At 59.9% G+C, this 17,046-nt stretch carries 14 protein-coding genes and 1 tRNA gene; 10 read left to right on the top strand and 5 right to left on the bottom strand.

Features of this window, described 5'->3' with window-relative positions; all coding sequences use genetic code 11:
- The first annotated feature begins 36 nt into the window (after nt 1–36).
- The 3 genes from recJ (at nt 37) to BXU08_RS03500 (ending at nt 3,966) form a co-directional block, all read left to right on the top strand.
- Nucleotides 37–1,803 carry a single-stranded-DNA-specific exonuclease RecJ gene (gene recJ, locus BXU08_RS03510; RefSeq protein WP_077508825.1) on the top strand — a complete coding sequence of 589 codons (1,767 nt, stop codon included), beginning with the start codon at nt 37–39 and terminating at the stop codon, nt 1,801–1,803.
- Nucleotides 1,804–1,857: 54 nt separating this feature from the next.
- Nucleotides 1,858–1,932, top strand: a tRNA-Glu gene (locus tag BXU08_RS03505).
- Between the two features lie 99 nt (nt 1,933–2,031).
- Nucleotides 2,032–3,966: a site-specific integrase gene (locus BXU08_RS03500; protein WP_150125400.1), complete on the top strand. Its 1,935-nt coding sequence runs from the start codon at nt 2,032–2,034 to the stop codon at nt 3,964–3,966.
- A gap of 96 nt (nt 3,967–4,062) precedes the next feature.
- Here the strand turns inward: BXU08_RS03500 and BXU08_RS03495 are convergent, their stop codons facing one another.
- On the bottom strand, nt 4,063–5,151 hold the full coding sequence (locus BXU08_RS03495; protein WP_077508823.1) for an endonuclease NucS domain-containing protein: 1,089 nt from the start codon (nt 5,149–5,151) through the stop codon (nt 4,063–4,065).
- Nucleotides 5,152–5,366: 215 nt separating this feature from the next.
- Nucleotides 5,367–6,755, bottom strand: a complete 1,389-nt coding sequence (locus BXU08_RS03490; RefSeq protein ID WP_077508822.1) for a hypothetical protein — start codon at nt 6,753–6,755, stop codon at nt 5,367–5,369.
- Nucleotides 6,756–7,497: 742 nt separating this feature from the next.
- Between BXU08_RS03490 and BXU08_RS03485 the strand changes: the two genes are divergently transcribed.
- The 7 genes from BXU08_RS03485 (at nt 7,498) to BXU08_RS03455 (ending at nt 10,741) form a co-directional block, all read left to right on the top strand.
- Entirely contained in the window at nt 7,498–8,001 is a 504-nt protein-coding gene (locus BXU08_RS03485; protein ID WP_077508821.1) for a hypothetical protein, read from the top strand.
- A 3-nt stretch (nt 8,002–8,004) separates the two neighbouring features.
- The gene (locus BXU08_RS03480) at nt 8,005–8,655 is read left to right on the top strand and encodes a MobA/MobL family protein (protein WP_253190495.1); all 651 of its coding nucleotides are present in this window, start codon (nt 8,005–8,007) and stop codon (nt 8,653–8,655) included.
- Entirely contained in the window at nt 8,655–9,143 is a 489-nt protein-coding gene (locus BXU08_RS03475; protein ID WP_077508820.1) for a hypothetical protein, read from the top strand. The genes BXU08_RS03480 and BXU08_RS03475 overlap by 1 nt, the downstream gene beginning before the upstream one ends.
- Nucleotides 9,144–9,247: 104 nt before the next feature.
- Entirely contained in the window at nt 9,248–9,538 is a 291-nt protein-coding gene (locus BXU08_RS03470; protein ID WP_150125399.1) for a hypothetical protein, read from the top strand.
- A complete protein-coding gene (locus BXU08_RS03465) occupies nt 9,531–9,845 on the top strand; it encodes a hypothetical protein (RefSeq protein ID WP_077508818.1) in 315 nt (104 codons plus the stop codon). The genes BXU08_RS03470 and BXU08_RS03465 overlap by 8 nt, the downstream gene beginning before the upstream one ends.
- Nucleotides 9,842–10,108 (top strand): hypothetical protein, encoded by a 267-nt coding sequence (locus BXU08_RS03460; protein ID WP_150125398.1) that lies wholly within the window; start codon nt 9,842–9,844, stop codon nt 10,106–10,108. Before BXU08_RS03465 ends, BXU08_RS03460 begins: the two co-directional genes overlap by 4 nt.
- Before the next feature lie 60 nt (nt 10,109–10,168).
- The gene (locus BXU08_RS03455) at nt 10,169–10,741 is read left to right on the top strand and encodes a hypothetical protein (protein WP_150125397.1); all 573 of its coding nucleotides are present in this window, start codon (nt 10,169–10,171) and stop codon (nt 10,739–10,741) included.
- A gap of 192 nt (nt 10,742–10,933) precedes the next feature.
- On the opposite strand, the gene BXU08_RS03450 is transcribed toward BXU08_RS03455, so the two are convergent.
- The 3 genes from BXU08_RS03450 to BXU08_RS03440 are packed head-to-tail and all read right to left on the bottom strand — an operon-like array spanning nt 10,934 to nt 17,045.
- Nucleotides 10,934–13,612 carry a DEAD/DEAH box helicase gene (locus tag BXU08_RS03450; protein WP_077508815.1) on the bottom strand — a complete coding sequence of 893 codons (2,679 nt, stop codon included), beginning with the start codon at nt 13,610–13,612 and terminating at the stop codon, nt 10,934–10,936.
- Nucleotides 13,609–15,255, bottom strand: a complete 1,647-nt coding sequence (locus BXU08_RS03445; RefSeq protein WP_077508814.1) for a site-specific DNA-methyltransferase — start codon at nt 15,253–15,255, stop codon at nt 13,609–13,611. Before BXU08_RS03445 ends, BXU08_RS03450 begins: the two co-directional genes overlap by 4 nt.
- The gene (locus tag BXU08_RS03440; protein ID WP_077508813.1) at nt 15,252–17,045 is read right to left on the bottom strand and encodes an AIPR family protein; all 1,794 of its coding nucleotides are present in this window, start codon (nt 17,043–17,045) and stop codon (nt 15,252–15,254) included. The genes BXU08_RS03445 and BXU08_RS03440 overlap by 4 nt, the downstream gene beginning before the upstream one ends.
- Nucleotide 17,046 lies beyond the last annotated feature (1 nt).

Raw genomic sequence — 17,046 nt, 5'->3', positions numbered from 1 at the left:
GCTCGACAAGCTCGCGCCCGACGGCCAGAACGGCGTATGTCCTCCGTTCTCAACATCCATCGGTCGATCCTTGGCCAGCCCTGGCGCTGGCGTGGGATCGCGGCCGATGCCCGCGATCCCAATTTCGCCCCCGACGACCTCGTAACCCAGTTGCTGCTGACCCGCGGATGCCCCCGCGACGGCATCGACGATCACCGCGCCCCGAGCATCCGCGCCTTCATGCCGGATCCCTCGATCTTCCGCGACATGGACAAGGCCGCCGAGCGGCTCGCCGACGCCGTCGAGAAAGGCGAGCAGGTCGCCATCTTCGGCGACTATGACGTTGATGGCGCCACTTCTGCGGCGCTGCTGATCCTGCTGCTGCGCGATCTCGGGCTCGAGGCCCGCCCCTACATTCCCGACCGGCTGATGGAAGGCTATGGGCCCTCGGGCGAGGCGCTGGTCCGTCTCCACCAGCAGGGCGCCAGCTTGATCGTCACCGTCGATTGCGGCGCGCAGGCCTTCGAGGCGCTCGAAATGGCCAGGAGCGCCGGCGCCGAGGTGATCGTCTGCGATCATCACAAATGCGCCGCCGAGCTTCCGGTCACCTATGCCCTGATCAACCCCAACCGGCTCGACGAAGCCGAAGGCGCCGCATTTGGCCATCTCGCCGCAGTCGGCGTCGCCTTCCTGCTCGGCGCCGCGCTGATCCGTTCACTTCGCGCCCGCGGCTGGTTCAAGGACCGCGCCGAGCCGCGGCTGCTCGACTTGCTCGATCTGGTCGCACTCGGCACCGTCGCCGACGTCGCATCGCTCAAGGGGCTCAACCGCGCCTTCGTCGCGCAGGGCCTCAAGGTCATGGCGCAGCGCCGCAACATCGGCATGAACGCGCTGATCGAGGCGTCGCGCCTCACCCGCACGCCGACCTGCACCGATCTCGGCTTCGCGCTGGGCCCGCGAATCAATGCCGGCGGCCGCGTCGGATGCTCCGATCTCGGCGTGCGCCTCCTTACCACGCGCGATCCGGACGAGGCGCGCTCGATCGCGGAGGAGCTCAACATCCTCAACGAGGAGCGCCGCGCGATCGAGGCCGAGGTCCAGCTTGCCGCCGAGCAGCTGTGCATCGCCAAGAGCAATCGCGCCGTCGTGGTGATCGCGAGTCGCGGCTGGCATGCCGGCGTGATCGGCATCGTCGCCGGACGCCTAAAGGAAAAGCTCGGCCGCCCGGCGATCGTCATCGCGCTGGACGAACACGGCATCGGCAAGGGTTCGGGCCGCTCGATCCCGGGCGTCGATCTTGGCGCCGCGGTGCTGGCTGCCAAGGATTCGGGGCTGCTCCACGCCGGCGGCGGCCACGCCATGGCCTGCGGCGTGACGATCGCCGAGGATCAGCTCGAAGCCTTTGCCGAGTTTCTGGAGGAACGTCTCGCCGAACGCGTGACGGTGGCGATGGGCGAGCGGGCGCTCCTGCTCGACGCCGTCCTCGCCCCGGGCGGGGTCAACCCGGATCTGGTCAATGCCATGGACGCCGGCGGCCCCTATGGCATGGGCTGGCCAGCGCCGCGCGTGGTCGCAGGACCGCTCAGCGTGCTCAAGGCCGATGTCGTCGGCTCGGGCGGACATGTCCGCCTGATCGTCGCGGGCGAGGACGGTCGCAGCCTAAAGGCCGTTGCCTTCCGCCATGCCGAGACCGAGTTGGGCGCTGCGCTCCTGTCCGCCCCCCGCCATCGCAAGCTCTGGCTCGCCGGCCGCGCCAGGATCGACGACTGGGGTTCGCGCCCCGCCGCCGAATTACATGTGGAAGATGCGGCTTGGGCCGATTGAGGTGCTTGACCCGGGCCGCATCCTTCCGTAACCGGCCGTTCCACGCTACGGCATGGCCCCTTCGTCTAGCGGTTAGGACGCGGCCCTTTCACGGCTGAAGCACGGGTTCGATTCCCGTAGGGGTCACCACTTCAAGCGGAAGTGGCTGATGCGAAAGAAAATCCAGCAAAATTAAGTCTTACTTGACTGCCCGGTGGTACGAAAGGGTGGTACGAAGTGAGGCGTAGAATGAGCTATTCGCACCGGCATGCAAAGTCGAAAAACGAGTGGTTCCGGTTGGACGTGCCGCATCGGCTACGGGCGCTAGTAGGAAAAACATCCTGGAAATGCTCGCTCGGGACCATTGATCCCTACTTTGCCGCCATCAAGCGCGCCGAACTGACGGCCTTCTATCATGCGGAAATCGTGCGTTTGGACGGCGTTCTGAAAAACGCAGTTCAGCGCGAATCGACGGAGCTGGTCGACGAGGGGCTCGGCGTTCTCGCCGCGCGTAAAGGCTCGCTCGATAACGTCGTATACGCGATGCTGCTGGCGCTCTCGATGCGCGTGCGAAACTCATGGGGCAAAGAGCACGCTTGGCGAGCGGCACAGCACTTGGGCGCTCCGCCCATTATGACCATCGATGATTTCAGCGATGCGGATGAGGAGGCGCCGCTAGCCGGTTTTGAAGCGCAGAACGAACGCAACGCTATCGCAGCCGTCCAAGACTCGTTCGCTGCTGGGAGCGGACCGTACATGCTGGTGCTTCAGCAGTTCGTGAACAGATTGCTTATCCGCCGCCAGTGGGACGCGGTGCAACTTGAGCTTATGATCATTCTCGATGGCGTTGGCACCCAACTCAGGCTTGGGACGCCCAGATATGACACCGCCGCCGAACATCTGCTGCGCCGGCTGAGCGAGCACCGCTTTGCCGCTGTGTCGACGGAAGTTCGCGAGGGCCTCGCCCTCGTTGCCGCTGATCGTCCTAGGGAGAATGACGCGAACATCGAGCCGGCTGGCGGAATCTCGACAAACGGTGGCGCGCCGGCATCATCTGGGGCGAAGCGTTTGTCCGATGGCCTTTCGACTTGGAGCAAGCTCGCCGCTCCCAAGCCTCAATCGGTAAATGAAGCTGCGCGGGCAGTAGCACGGTTCGTCAACATCTTCGGCGATCTGCCCGTGCTCAGCATCACCAAGAACCACATCCTCGAATATCGTGACCTGCTCGCGGAGATGCCAGCCAATCTCAACATGGAAAAAATCAAGCGCGACGGAGCCTCACTGCGCAAGATTATACAGGCCGCAAGCTCGGGAGAGGACGAATATCGCACCTTGGCGCCAGGCTCCCTCAAAAAGGATATCGGAGCCCTCCAGGCGATCCTGAGCACTCTGGAGGATGAAAGCTGGATACCCGCGAACGTTGCGGCGGGAGTGCGGGTGCAAGGATATTCCAAAACTCGCAAAGGCCAGAAAAATCCGCGCCTCCCGTTCCGGCCAAACATGATGCAGGCTCTATTTGAATCTCCGCTTTTCACCGGTTGTGCCGGACGAAAGCTCGCGGATAGGTCAAAGCCAGGCCCTCATGTTTTCCAGGATGAGCTGTATTGGTGTTTCCTTTTTGCGGCCGCCTCGGGCCCGCGGGTGGAAGAAATAGGGCAGATAGCGCTCACGGACATCGAGGAGATCGATCTCGGGAAGGCATATGGCTTGGACGTGACCGGCACTTGTACGGTCGCGTATCTGACCGGTACCGGGGAGGATCAGAGCACCAAGAATGACGCTTCCGAGAGAGCGGTGGTCATACACCCGCGTTTGATCGAGATCGGGTTCTCCAAATATGTGGAAGGGCGCCGTAAATCTGGCGCCACCCGTCTTTTCGATCTTACTGCGGACGACGCTGGAAAGTGGACAAAGGAACTGAGCCGTAGCCTCAATCGCTACATCGATCGCACTGTCACCGAAGACCCCCGATATACGTTTCACTCCCTGCGCCACGAGTGGAAAGACCGCGCGGAAGAGTCGGGCATCGAGGAGAAAATGAGTGACCGGATCACGGGGCACGCACCGGCGACGGTCGGTCGGCGCTATGGTGTGGGCGCTTCAGTCCGAAAGCAATTCGTCGAAATTCAGAAACTCAATCTCAATTTCATTGATTGGGACCGTTTGAAGAAGGCTGCAGGCTGAACGTTCGTACTGACTGCCCCTCATTCACATCCCGTCCCCTGCTGCCTATGGAGGGAGGAAGCGGCTACTACTCGGGATGCTACGAAGCTTGGCGTCTCAGCCTAAACTCCATCGCTCTTTCAGCCTCTCGACCGTCGTTCGCCATTTCGGCGTCGTTGGCTTGCAGACCGTGTTTTGATTGCCAAACAAGCCGATGTCATTGACCGCTTCCTGAATAGCGACGGTGTGTATCCAGCGCACTGGCACGAAATATTCCATGCGCTCGGGATCCTCGATATATTCGCGGTGGTAATTGGCACCGTCGAGGAACTCGTTGGCCGAACGCTCCGTACCGTCGATCGAGATGCTGAACTCGGTAATTGGCTCGCGGGGTCCCGTCACCTCGCCAACGCCGACAAAGCCATAGCCTGGTGCCTTCACCCACACCCGATCACCAGTATTCAGCAGGTTCAGCGTATTGCTGTACCAAGTACCGCCGCCAGCACTGATGAAACCGTGGCGGCGCCCTTCATCCCAGCTCCGGCTCTCGCCATGGCCGAAGCACGCGTAAAATTCCCCATTCCAAGGTTCCCTTTCGCGCACTCCGCGCTTGGTTGGGGCCGCGACGCTCACCTGCGTTTCAACGGGATCGAGTAGCCAGGCCCGGCTCAGCAGCTGCTCGTCGCCATGCACGAAGATCTGAAAGCACAACACGTTGATCGCGATCCCGCGCTGATTGAGATACTCGACGATCCGCTCGCTACTCTCGTCGAGGTGCGTGGCAACGATGACGATCTCGTGCTCGTAGTTGAGCTGGTCTTCATCCAGTGGCTCACCAAATCGGGCTTGGAAATCGGCGGCTAGATTTCGCCGGGGCGCATAGCGATCATAGATCGCCGCGATTTCGTCTGCCTCAAGTTTTTCGACCCAGCAGGCATAGTCGATCGCCTGCGCCACCACCTCGCGTGGGGTGCGGTCACGCTTCAATTCTATCAGTACCAATGCACCGTCCGGGGCGATCGCCAGCAGGTCAATGATGCCGCCGGTTCCAGTCCGCTCCTGTCGACCGATCAGCATCCATTCGTCGGATAGAATGCGCGGCGCGGCGACAATCATATCTTCTAGCACGCGCTCGCTAGGCAGGCGCGCCTCTGACAGTGGTTGCGGCTGACCGCTGACGGTCCAGATGGCATTCCGGATAGGCATGAGACGTCCTCAAGTACTTGGCGATCGGGAAGAGCGTGGATTTCGACGTGAAGTCCAGCGATCGCTTGTCGGTTTAGGCAGTCAGCGAGCGATGCCGTGTCGAAAGTGACGCAGTGCCGAATATGGTAGTGCAAGCGCAAGCTGTCTCGGCGATGAGCCGAGAGGGCATTCTGCAATCATGGGGCGCTTGAGTCGATACGGGCTCGCGGCAGTCCTTATCCCCGGGATGCGCCCCCGCGTCCGGGCAGGATGAAGCCGGGGGGCAAATCCTCCGCTGTTAGTCCCTCGGCGGCTTTCAATGCCATGTTGACGGCGGGCGCACGCTCGCTTTCGGGAATTGGATCCCACGCGCTCCTGAACCGCATAGCCTGGTCGAGGGTGCGCTGAAGCAACGTGGCCTTTTTAAAGAAGAGCTCTTCGTTATTGTCGAAGAGCTCTTCGTTATTGCGCAGGATGGCGTCGCGCGCGGACAGTGCGGTCTGCTTGTTGGCAATTTCGGTTTCCTTGTTGGCAATGACGCGCTCGCGCTCGTCAATGACCCTCTCGCGGTCCCTCGCTGCGCTTTCTCGCTTCGCCAGCTCGGCAATCTTTTTTCGCACAGCCCACAGAACGTCGGCCACAAAGCGGGCGAGCTCCATCATCCGCTCAGTCCAGATCAAACGATATGCAAACCGTTCGTCGTCATTCATCGCCTCCTCGTTCATTCTTGGCCTGCCGGACTTTTGAATGGCTAGCTCAAGGCTCCCATCGTCTTCGAGAGCGCGGAGCAGCAAGTTCGTTTGGCCTTGCTCACGCAAGACGGTGGCTCGATTTTCCTGGACGGCCGCCTCGTCGGCGCCCAACTTATTTTCTCGCGTGTTCAATCTCGCCTCGCGAGCGGCGAGATCTCGATCGAGATCTTCCTGCCTGGCTTCTCGTGCGTCTTGAGCCGCAGCCCGTTCATCCAACCCGCGTTGCAGCTCTTCCAGCTCCTCGAGCCGTTGTTGCTCGGCTGATTTCCAGTCCGGTCCGGGATACGCCTTTCGCGCGCCGCGCTCGACCCCGTCGAGTTTCATTACGTCGCGAAAGTACTCGAAAAGCTCATCTTGCATCGCTCTACCGATTCCGGGCGGAATGGGCGGGTGGCCATGCTTCTCGGCGAGCTGCTTCAGGTGCCGGGTCATCGACACACTGATCTTTTCCGACCTCTTCGTGCGCTTCACATATTTGGGAGCGATAAAGAGATCCACGACCTGTGTGTTCTTCTCGTCCCTATCGATCCGATCAGCAAAGACGGCGTCTGCGCCGAATACGCGCTCAGCGTAGGCGCGGGCATGATGCAGCATGCCGGCTGCATCCTCTGGATCAACCAATTCCTTCGGGAACTGGAAGATGAGGTGCATCGCCTTCGTCTTTGCCTCGGGGATAAAGGCGCCTTGCACATGGGCATCGAATAGCGCGTTCAGGTCGAGACCGGTTCGGGTCAGCGCAGACCTGTCATTGATCGCGCGGCCCTGGCCTGCCGCATCGAGCCGCTTCCCATGTTTTTCGGCCCTCGTAAGACCGGCGCGCGTCAACTGCGCGAGGCGAACCGAACCTGCTACGCCCGAAACAACGCTCTTCATTACTCGCCTCCGCCCCAGCGTACTGATAGTACCAGAGCCACTCGGTGCTAGAAAAGAAGAACATGCTATTCTTTTTCTGCGTGCGCAGAAAAAGGCATGCCGGGGATCCCCTTGGACCCCTCGCGCGCCCGCGCCACCGGCTCTGGTTCGCGACCTTCCGCGCCAATCGCGCAAGGTATGCCTGCGACGGTTGAACGTCGATCCCGATGGGCTCTCGTCCGCCCGCGCTTATCAGCTCCAGCGCCCCGCGCATGGGCCGATGTCAAACGCCGTCGCCTAAGACGACGCACGCGATTGCGCCGCAATTCTGGCGAATACCCTTCCCCGATCGCGCTGGACAATCCGGCGGACCCGAGAAAGCCGCTCGTCCGCGGCCGGAGGAGGCGCAGCTGCGCTTGTCAGGCTCCGCCCTGCGGCTCGCGCCTAGAAGCCGAGGTGAAGCTGAGACCAGCATCGATTGAGGAAAATTGCAGGCGAGCCATGATGCAGCCGTCCGCGAGGCCGAGCGATCTTTCGGATGTTTCATGCCACGAGCACTTGCGGCAAGCGGCCGAAGCTGCAGCACTCGGGGCCGACATGCGTCGTGCCGAAGAACTGGGGCCCAAAGCGGCCCGCGCTGACGCTCGCAGCGCACATTTCCCCAAATCGAGAATGAAGAGGCCGGTTGGCAAAGCACGAGGATGAAAAAGAGCCTGCTGCGACCCCCGCTCTGCTGTCGCCGCCTAATCGAAGAGAATCCACTATGAAGCTAAACCTGAACGACCGCACCTGTTCGGACGACGTTCTGCCGCATCCGAGTCCGACGGTGCAGCGCCGCATGCTTGCCACTGTCCACACGATGGGAGCGCTGATCCATCCGCCTGGTAGCGCCGGTCCGAAGTTGCAGGGGTGCCTGGTGCTGCCCTTGGCTGGTATCATCCTGGCAGGGACCGCATGTGCTCGCCCGCTGCTGTTCGCGGAGTACGATGCCCTCGCGCGCGCGACCAACCACGACGTTATCATCCTCCGGCATGACACGCTGCGTGGCACGACGTTCGACATCAAGCTCAGGTCCGAGCCCCGCTGGTACCGGCGGTATCTGGGCACGCCTGTCGAGAACGGCATGCGGATGGCGCCGGATATCGGAGCGGGTCCTGTCCTTCGCGCGACGGCTTTCGGGCTCGAAATCTTGGATAACCGCGCCGCATCCGACATGCCCCCGCGGATGTCGCGCCGGATCGCATCCGCTTGTCTGGTGGAGGCGTAAGTCATGGCTCGCAATCCAACTGCCCGGAAAACTGCAACCAAGGCGAAGCCGGCAGCAGTACCCCTGGCATCGACCGATCTGCCCGCGTCAGCTGAGCTGAAACAGTTCTCGAATGGTGCCGGGTCCCAGCCCGGCTTCTACTTCGAACGCAAATGGTGGGAAGGGCATGGGCCCCGGGCGGGCATCAGCCCGTGGGTCGAGAAGAAGATCCGGGTCGGGAACGATCTGGCCTTCGGAACCGCGGCTCGCTTCGAAGTGCTGCTGCCGCGTTTCGCGCCGGGAGAATATGCCACGCTTGCCCATCTTGTCGCCCGCTTCGACGAGACGCTGCCCATGTACGAGCGCCATGCGCTGGTTCAGGTGAAGATCGAGCTTCCGTTCCACGAGCCCTATCATGTCGGTTACGAGGTCGTCCGCGCCTTTGCCCGCCAGCATTTCACTGTCGAGCGGGCTCATCCCGTCATCCTCGTGGCACATCTACCCGGCATGGCTGGTTCGGAGAACAAGCCGCACATCCATGCGATCGTGCTGGCGCGTGAGTTGGGCCCCAATGGCTTCGGCGAAACCAACACGCGGATGTGCTCCGATAAGGGGCAAGCCGACGCCTGGGAAGCCTGGCAGCCTCGTCTTGCTGATTGGCGGGGTGAGCGTTGATGGCATCCGAGGAGATGCGCGTCGAGGAACTCGCGCAAAGGATCGCCGCCAATGGAGCGAGCTATCTGCCCCGCTATCAACGCGCGCTCGAGCGGGCACGCCAGATTCTCGCCAGCGGCGAACCGGGCACGATCCAGACGCAGGGATCGCCGCTTTATCTCTGGGAACTCGGGGAACCCGCCCATCCGCCGAACGCGATGCCACGGCTGTTCACGGCCGCTGTGGATGGCGGCGCGACCGGTGAGGGTGCGGTGCTCCAGTTCATGGCGAGGCTTGCCCGTGACGAAGTCGAGTTTCGCAGGCACCTGGCGCTTCGGGTTGGACCGCACGTCGCCAACAATGCCGAGATCCGGACCGGAGCTGCCGATCTGGCACCATTCAACACTGTGTTTGTGTCGCCCGAGCTCAAGGTCGTCCTCGAGCAGGTGGACGCCGGTGCCTTGCCCACGTTCAGCTACTTCGCCCGGTTCTACGCCCATTACCGCTAGCGAATGACGCCCACCGGGCGTTGGCCTTGTCATGTCGGCGCCAGCTTCCCGGCTCCATTGCTAGCTTCAGCCGGCGTTTCAAAAAGAGAGAATATCCAATGCTAATGATCACCGCCGAAATCTGGCCTGGTGGCGACAAGTCACGAAAACACGTGATCGGCGAGATGCGCATCGCGAACGAGAGCGATCTTGCCAATGTCAGCAGCTACTCGGTCACGACGTCACAGGCCGCCGACCCTGGTAGCGGCGCCGGAGGCTGGCAATCCAGTCTCGTCATCCATGGCCATCGGCGATCCGATGGCGTTTGGGCTCTGGTGCGAGCCATCCTCGACGGGGCACTCCCGAACGCCGCCCGTGATGAGCGCTCGATCGGGGAAGGCAAATCCGATGTATGATCTTGCAGCGCCGCTGATCCTCGCCCTGATCGCTCTCCAGACCCTGGTGATGCTCGATCCGATCTTGCGCCCCGCGCCGCCCGTTGCTGGCGCCACGGCGCTGATGTCGATTGTGGCGATCGCCATCCTGCCCGCGCCGATTAAGGTGACTGCCCCGATCGCGCTTTCAGCCTGGACCGTCGCGGTCTTCGCGACGGTCATGGCGCTCTGCTCGATCAGGTACCGATCAGCGCTGCGACCGCGGGCTCATGTCATTCTCGAGGATAGCGCGGCGGATCGGCCGCACGAATGCGGGAAGGGTCGATGATGGCTGGGGAAAATCTCCGCTGGCTGGAGCATCTGCCGCTGGGTTGGCACCCGCTATACCGCGATCTGATGACCGCGCTTGCCGACATCGATCCCGATATCGTGGTCAGCGAGGCGAAGCAGAAGCTCGGTTGGCTTCGCGTCTATCTTCAGACATCCCAGCCCCAAGCCGAGTCGCTGGTTCGAGCCGCGGAAACGCGATCGCGGACGATGTGCGAGCTGTGCGGCGCGTCCGGCGAGTTGCGGATCAGCCAGACCGGCTAGCACCGAACTTTGTGCGATGAGCACGGGGTTGGCTTCAGGCCGACGGGGATCGGTCGCAACGTGACAGTGCCCGCGAGCGAGATGCCGTCAGCCATCCAGCTGGACGGAGCAATCATCCCTTGGCCACTCTTCACTCTGGATTTTGAAGCGAGCGGTCTGGGCGAATTCACCTACCCGATCGAGGTAGGCATTGCCCGGTGGATGGAGCCCGATGCTCCGATCAGTTCTTGGTCGGTCCTGATCAAGCCGACGAAAGCCTGGCTTCGTCACCGAATATGGATGCCGGAGAGCGAGAAGATACACGGCATTACACGTGACGAACTCGATCAGGGCATCAGCCCGAGATGGGCGCTGGAGCATGCGAATGCCTTGCTCAGGGATCACATCGTGTACTGCGATGGCGGGGAGCACGATCTCAGATGGCTGCGCCACCTGGCTCACGCCGCTCAGGTTAGACCAACGTTCGAACTGGCCGGCTGGAACGAGGTCGTGCGCTTGCTGTCGCCGGATCAGCGCTCGCGGATGGCGCTGTGGCAAGACCGCCAACCAATTCGTCACCGTGCAGGAGACGATGCGATGCGGCACCTTGTTTCCCTAGCCGTCGCTCTCTTTCAGAAGGACGGCCAATCTTGAGATAACGCAGCACCCGGCTGAAGCGCCGAAACCGCTAAGATCGTCGGGGATGCTGTTACATCGCGTCAGTGTCAAAATTTCGAAAGAGCTCGCGACTGGCCTCCAAGAAGCGTTATGGGACAACGGGCTGTGTCGTACGGTAACCGTTTGCCTCGCTGGGTGCAGGAGGCTGAGGAGTTGCGGCACTAAGGCTTAGTGGAACTGCCTTAAGAGAAACTCGAGCGTCATGTTCTCCGCAATCGCGTCGTGAGGAATAAGCGCGTACCTCCACGGCTTGCCGCCATAGGTCCGGGAGTGGTCGGTTGCCCAACCGCACCATTGGATCGCAACATCCCGCTTTGCCAACACGTCCTTGTCCTGCATCTGCGTCGCCATCTTAGGCTCAAGCATGAGGATGCAATCTGCCGTCTCGGCGACGAAGTCAGGCTGATATTCTAGATGGTCGTTGCCGCTGCGATAGAACATTTGAAACTGCCCCTTGGCCGGACGCATCCATTTAAGTGATTCACGCTCAAGGATGACCGCCAGCTTCCGTTCGGAATCCGAATGGAACTTGGTAACAGTGGATAGGCATTTGCTGAATCCACCGAACAGGTAGCGCGCCATGTTGCTCTTGTCGGTGGGCGGTACGCGGTAATTAAGCGGTGCTTCCCGCAACGTGGTGTAGGCGCTTTCCCTCAACTCGGTGAAGCCTTGGCGCACCTCGTGATGATACTGGACCGTATCGTCTTTCCAGAAATGATCCTGCATCTGCGCGTGGACCGCGCGAGCAATATCGCGCTGATGTAGCGCTAGAACCTGGCCGGCGTCCTTTTCGGAGAGGTAGGTCAGCAGGTGGCGCACAACTTGCCCCGCCAGCTCGTAGAGCATGTCGGCTTGTTCGTCATAGGCGATGTCGGGAAAATCGATCAGTCCGCTGACAACGTAATCCTCAAGCCGACGCTCAAGCAGGTTGCCTTGCGACAAACCGATCACGTCCACCCGATCAGTCCGCAGATGCTTCGCCCAAAGCTCCTCGCTGGGTGCGGGGTAGCGCATCCCCGACAAGTCGAGGTTGAACGGTTTGAAGCCTGCCTTCACTTCGCCTCTCGGCATGACCGTGATGCGGGGAATGTCGATCGTGCGCTCGGCCATCAACTTCGCGGTAGCCGCGATCACTGCCGCCATGTCGGGTACGGGCTTCGCTACCCCCTCCAGTTCCATCTGCGCAGGCTGATACTGGCTGCGCACTTCCCGGAAGATCTGTTCCTGCACCTCGGGCCGCGAGAGGTAGGACACGCTCGGCACCTTGTCAGGCTCGCGCGCGAGCTTACGGAACGCATCATATGCTAGGCGCGCCACGCGCATTTCGTCGGGGTTGGTGAAGGCCGGGGTCGGCGCAGGACCAGCCGAAGCTGCACCGTCTGCCGACTGCGTGGTTTGAAGGCCAAGGCTTGCAAGGATGGTCGGTGCGGAAACGACCGTCACAGTCTTGCGCGCAAAATCGGCTTCATCCAACACCAGTTGCTTCAAGCGGATGGGCGAATTGGGATTGTTGGCCTCGTCCACGATCTCCTGGAATCGGTCGTGCGCAACAATGTTCAGGCGGTCCACGGCAATGACGCCCGTGCGCTTTCCATAGGGCAAACGAAGCCCGCGTCCGATGCTCTGCTCGATCAGCGTTCGGGCATTGGCCGCGCGCAATGGGATGATGGTGTAAAGGTTGGTGACGTCCCAACCTTCTTTCAGCATGTTGACGTGAATGACGATTTCGACGGGGTTGTCATTCTGCTCAACTGTCAACAACTTCTCGACGGTCTCCTCTTCCTTCACGCTAGAATCGACCTGAATCACCTTATCGGCGTAGCGCGCCTCAAAGAACGCTTCGGACTGAATGAGGCTCATCAATTCGGCGGCGTGGGTCGTGTCGCGCGCGATAACGAGGACAAACGGCTTGACGATCCGTTCGCCATTTTCGCGAGCGTAGGTCTCAAGATCAACCTTCACGCTTTCGTGCAGGCGAACGCCGTCCTCGAGCTTCATCATTTGAATGGCATCAGGTGATTTGCCCGCCGGATTGAAGTCGCGCCTTGTGACGACAGCAGGCTCCTTGACGAAGCCATCCTCCATCGCGCGCGCCAGCGGGTAATCGAAAATGACGTTGCTGAACGGCACCGGGCCGCGCGTGCCTTCGACAAACGGCGTCGCAGTGAGTTCGAGCCCAAGGACCGGCTTCAGTTCGTTGATAGCCCGCATCCCGGCGGTGGCGCGATACCGGTGTGACTCATCCATCAACAACACCAGGTCAGGCAAGCTGGCGAGATAGTCGAAGTAGCTCTCGCCGATTTCCTCGCGAAAGGAACGGATGCGCGGGCTGCGGCCGCCGCGGACCTCGGACGAGATTTTGGCGATGTTGAAAATGTTGATGGTAGTTGGGAAAAGCTGCCCGCCCGAAGCGATTTGCCGTTCGTAGGTTTCGCCGGTCGTCAAAACAGGCGGCGAAATGGCGAACTCGGAGATGCCCTTGAAGACATATTTCGGCGTGTTGGCCGTGAAATCGGTGATCAGCTTGTTGTAGATGGTGAGGTTCGGGGCCAGCACGAAAAAGTTATTGATGTCGTGCGCCAGCTTCAAATAGGCGATGAATGCGCCCATCAGGCGGGTCTTGCCGACGCCCGTCGCAAGCGCGAAGCAGAGTGACGGGAAATCGCGTTCGAAATCCACGACGCCCGGATACTCGCTCCTTATGATCTCAAGGGCGGCGGCGAGGTCAGCGGTCTTTGTCGGCGGCACAATCTCCGCCACACGGTCGAGGATCTCAAGACTGCGACGCTGTGGCTGACGCAGGCTCAGACGACCGGCAATGGCATTCACATGACGAAGGTTGCTCACGCGGCATCTCCGTCGTCGAATAGACCGGGCTGCGGTGCAACCGGCGCGGCTTTCACCTCAGCCTGCGGAAGATTGGCGATGTTGAGGCTGTAGTCATCATGCCCCCATTCGCAGCGGCTGCGAATGTGGTTCGGAATCTTACGCACAGTGAGATTGGGCCAAAGTTCGGCATTGCCCCGGAATGCGGCGCATAGGATCAACAGCGAGCGGCCCTCGCCGACGTCCTCACTCAATGCGGCCAATTCCTCCGGCCCAAGGCTTTGCGTGGTAACGTAGAGGAAGTCGCTTTCAGATGAATGCCCCTGCTGCCAATATATATCAGGGCTGGGCGCGTAGGTGAAGCCTTCAAGTTTACACAGTGCCTGCGCAAGCATTGCAGCATCGTATTCTTTCGAAATAACCTCGCGACCCCATTTATCCTTCTCCAGCAAGGAGGGAGCGAGCTCATAATAGCGGAACCCTCCACCACCATTCCAATCTACCGGCTTCGAAATACCGCCGGGATCATTGCCATCGATTACCTTCTTCAGGCGCGGCACAATATGGGTAAAGCAATGATCCCCAAGTTCGACCATAATCCATCGACGACCCATTTTGTGGGCCACCGCGCCCGTCGTGCCGGACCCCGCGAATGAATCTAGCACAATATCGCCCTTATTCGTCGCAATATGGATTATGCGACTGAGCAATCCCTCGGGTTTCGGAGTGGCGAAAGGTTCTATATTAGGAAGTAGTTTGTTAAGGTGATCCCGCTTAGCCTGCTGGTTTGTACCAACTTCATCGGCACTCCACCAAGTGCGGGGGGCAACCCCATCGCGAACCTCATCAATGTAGCGCTTGATGATTGGAAGGCGATTACCGTCGTTTCCAAAATACGCCCTCCCTTCGTCACGAGCTTTGGCAAGGGTGCTTTGAGAGAACGCCCAGAAGCGGCCAGGCGGCGGCGTCACCACCCGACCAGAAGGCAGCGTTACGGGAAATCGTTGTTTCTCGGTCCCGCTCTTGGCCGTGCCATCGTCGCCTTGGCGCCAGGGGCCTCGCGGATCATTATCCGGGTTCTTAAAGCGACCTAACTGAGTTTCTGTCCGCGGCATCAAGTTCCGAGACTTCGCCCAACTTGCCCTATCGCGGGAATAAACAAGCACATTGTCGTGCGAGAGTGAAATATCTGCGTCTCCGCGTCCACCTTTGTCCTTTTCCCAAACGCAGGTCGCTACAAAGTTCTGGCGACCGAAAATCTCGTCACACATCACTTTCAGGTAGTGCGCCTCATTGTCGTCTATGGTTATCCATAAAGAGCCGTCTTCGCATAGTAGATTCCTGATGAGCTCTATTCGATCACGAATGAGTCCAAGCCAAATAGAATGCTCAAGACCGTCATCGTACTGAGCGAAGGCGCTGCCGGTATTATACGGTGGGTCGATGAAAACGCATTTCACCTTCCCAGTGTATTCAGATTCAAGAGCTTTCAACGCCAACAGATTATCGCCGTGAATAAGTATATTGTCGAATATATCATTTTCGCTCACCCGCGTCGCCGCATGATATGTTCTGCCGGCGTTCTCCAGAAGAATGCGCGGCTCCAGTCGTGGTCGGGTTTCCTTTCCTACCCAATTCAGTTCAAGTTTTTGCTTTTTACTCATACCACATTACCGATTTGGGTTGATTTAGATGCTAGGTATTTGAAGAGGTCAACTTGATAAGGTTGCCCGACAATATTCTTGGCGCGCAGCGGATTGATTGCTGGGTCGCTCTTCAGTCCGTATTGACGGACCATCAGCCTGCGTATCACGTTTAGCGTGTGATCTTGATTTTTGGAGACTGCCAAGGGACCGGGCCATGGGATCGACTGCATAATCTCCCAAAGGTGCTGGCGCAGCGTGTCATAGCCCGCGCTACCCGCGGACATTAGTTTGGCTGGCTGGACAAGCTCGTTGCCGTCAATGGCGGCGCGGAACTGCTTCGCAAAGACGAACGCCATCGCATATTCGCTGTGCTTGTAGGCCTTTCGCTCCTCATAGAGACAGCCGCGAACCGACGCAGCTACCTGTGCCCTGATATAGCGGTAAACCCGGACGGCATTGGCAAGTCTTAGCGAACTGAGCGACTGGCTGAATATCTGCTTATATGGCTCGCCATCTGTGCGCTGGAAGTCGGGAAGCGACCGCTTCATCCAAACCGGATAGCGCGGGTCGAGCTCGAGCATGGCAAGCGCCTGGATTGCTTCCGCGACCAATATGCGGTTCGGATTGATGCCTGTGACGGTCTCCCCGACGCGATACACATATTCGATATCGAGATGCTGTAGCTCACGGCGAACGCGTTCCTGCTCTTCATCCAATGCGGCGAAGGCAATTTCTTTGACGTCATTCTGATAGTTGCGCGCCCTGGTGACGTCCTTGCCGAAGTCGCTCTCAGCGTCGGCCTTGATAAGGGTGATCATCACTTTGGCGTCAGATATGTCGGCGGCTGGATTTTCCACCACGAAATTTGCGGTGGATGCGACCGTTTGCGCACCATTGATGATGGAAAAGCCAGTCAGCTCGTAGTCGCGGTACTCCGTACCCTTGCCGCCCTTGGGTGCGATATCTTCGCATAACGCGGTGACACCGTTATTCAGATATTGAAAGCGAGCTGGATTTGCAGCCAACGTCTCCCGGATCGCCTCATTGACCGGGGTATTGTGACCAAGCCAGGTGCGGATGTTCTTCTGGTAGAGGGCTTTGCCGTGCTTCTTGTGAAGGTCGGACAGGGCTGACAGGGCCACGGTCCCGTAATAGGCGACCTTTGGCTCCGTTGCGGAACCGTGATTGAAGAGCGTGATCCTGCAATCCACGGGTTCGACCGCATTGACGCTATGGAGCCCGTTGACGGCGCTCGCGGCATCGAAATCCAAGATGCTATCGCTCAGCCGGGCGTCGACATTTGCCTTATCGCCCAACAGGTCGTTGATTGCTTTGGCGGCGTTGGCAGTGATGCCCTGTCCCGTGTGTGCAATAACAATTTCGATTTTGTCGCAGTGATCCAACGCCTGCCGGATCGAAGATTCCCGAGCAAGGACGTTCGCGTTGAAATCGCTGTAATCGCCGTTAAGCAGCTTCCGGATACCCTGCGAGAATGCCAATGCTTCCGGTTGCGTGAATGACGCAGTGTCTTTCAGCTTAGCCTGGACGAGATAAAAGGTTTTCGTTCTCGCGTGATAGTAGATGGCGTCGACGCCGTGATCGTCAAAATCATCGACGACCGCCTTCGAAGCCTTCTTGGGATCGAGACGGCAGATATGGTCGAGTGCGAAAGCCGCGAACGATCGGTCAACGTTTTTCTTTAGATCATCCTCCGGCGTTTTTGGCTGCAACAGCTTTGGCAGGTGCGGCACATACACTTGTTCGAGGTGACGTTTCAGGATTGCAAATTGCTCGGGTCTGATCGCCATG

The organism is Sphingomonas sp. LM7, from assembly GCF_002002925.1.
GTDB lineage: Bacteria > Pseudomonadota > Alphaproteobacteria > Sphingomonadales > Sphingomonadaceae > Sphingomonas.
The sequence above is the reverse complement of the archived record's forward strand: the minus strand, read 5'-3'. Positions and strand labels throughout refer to the sequence as shown.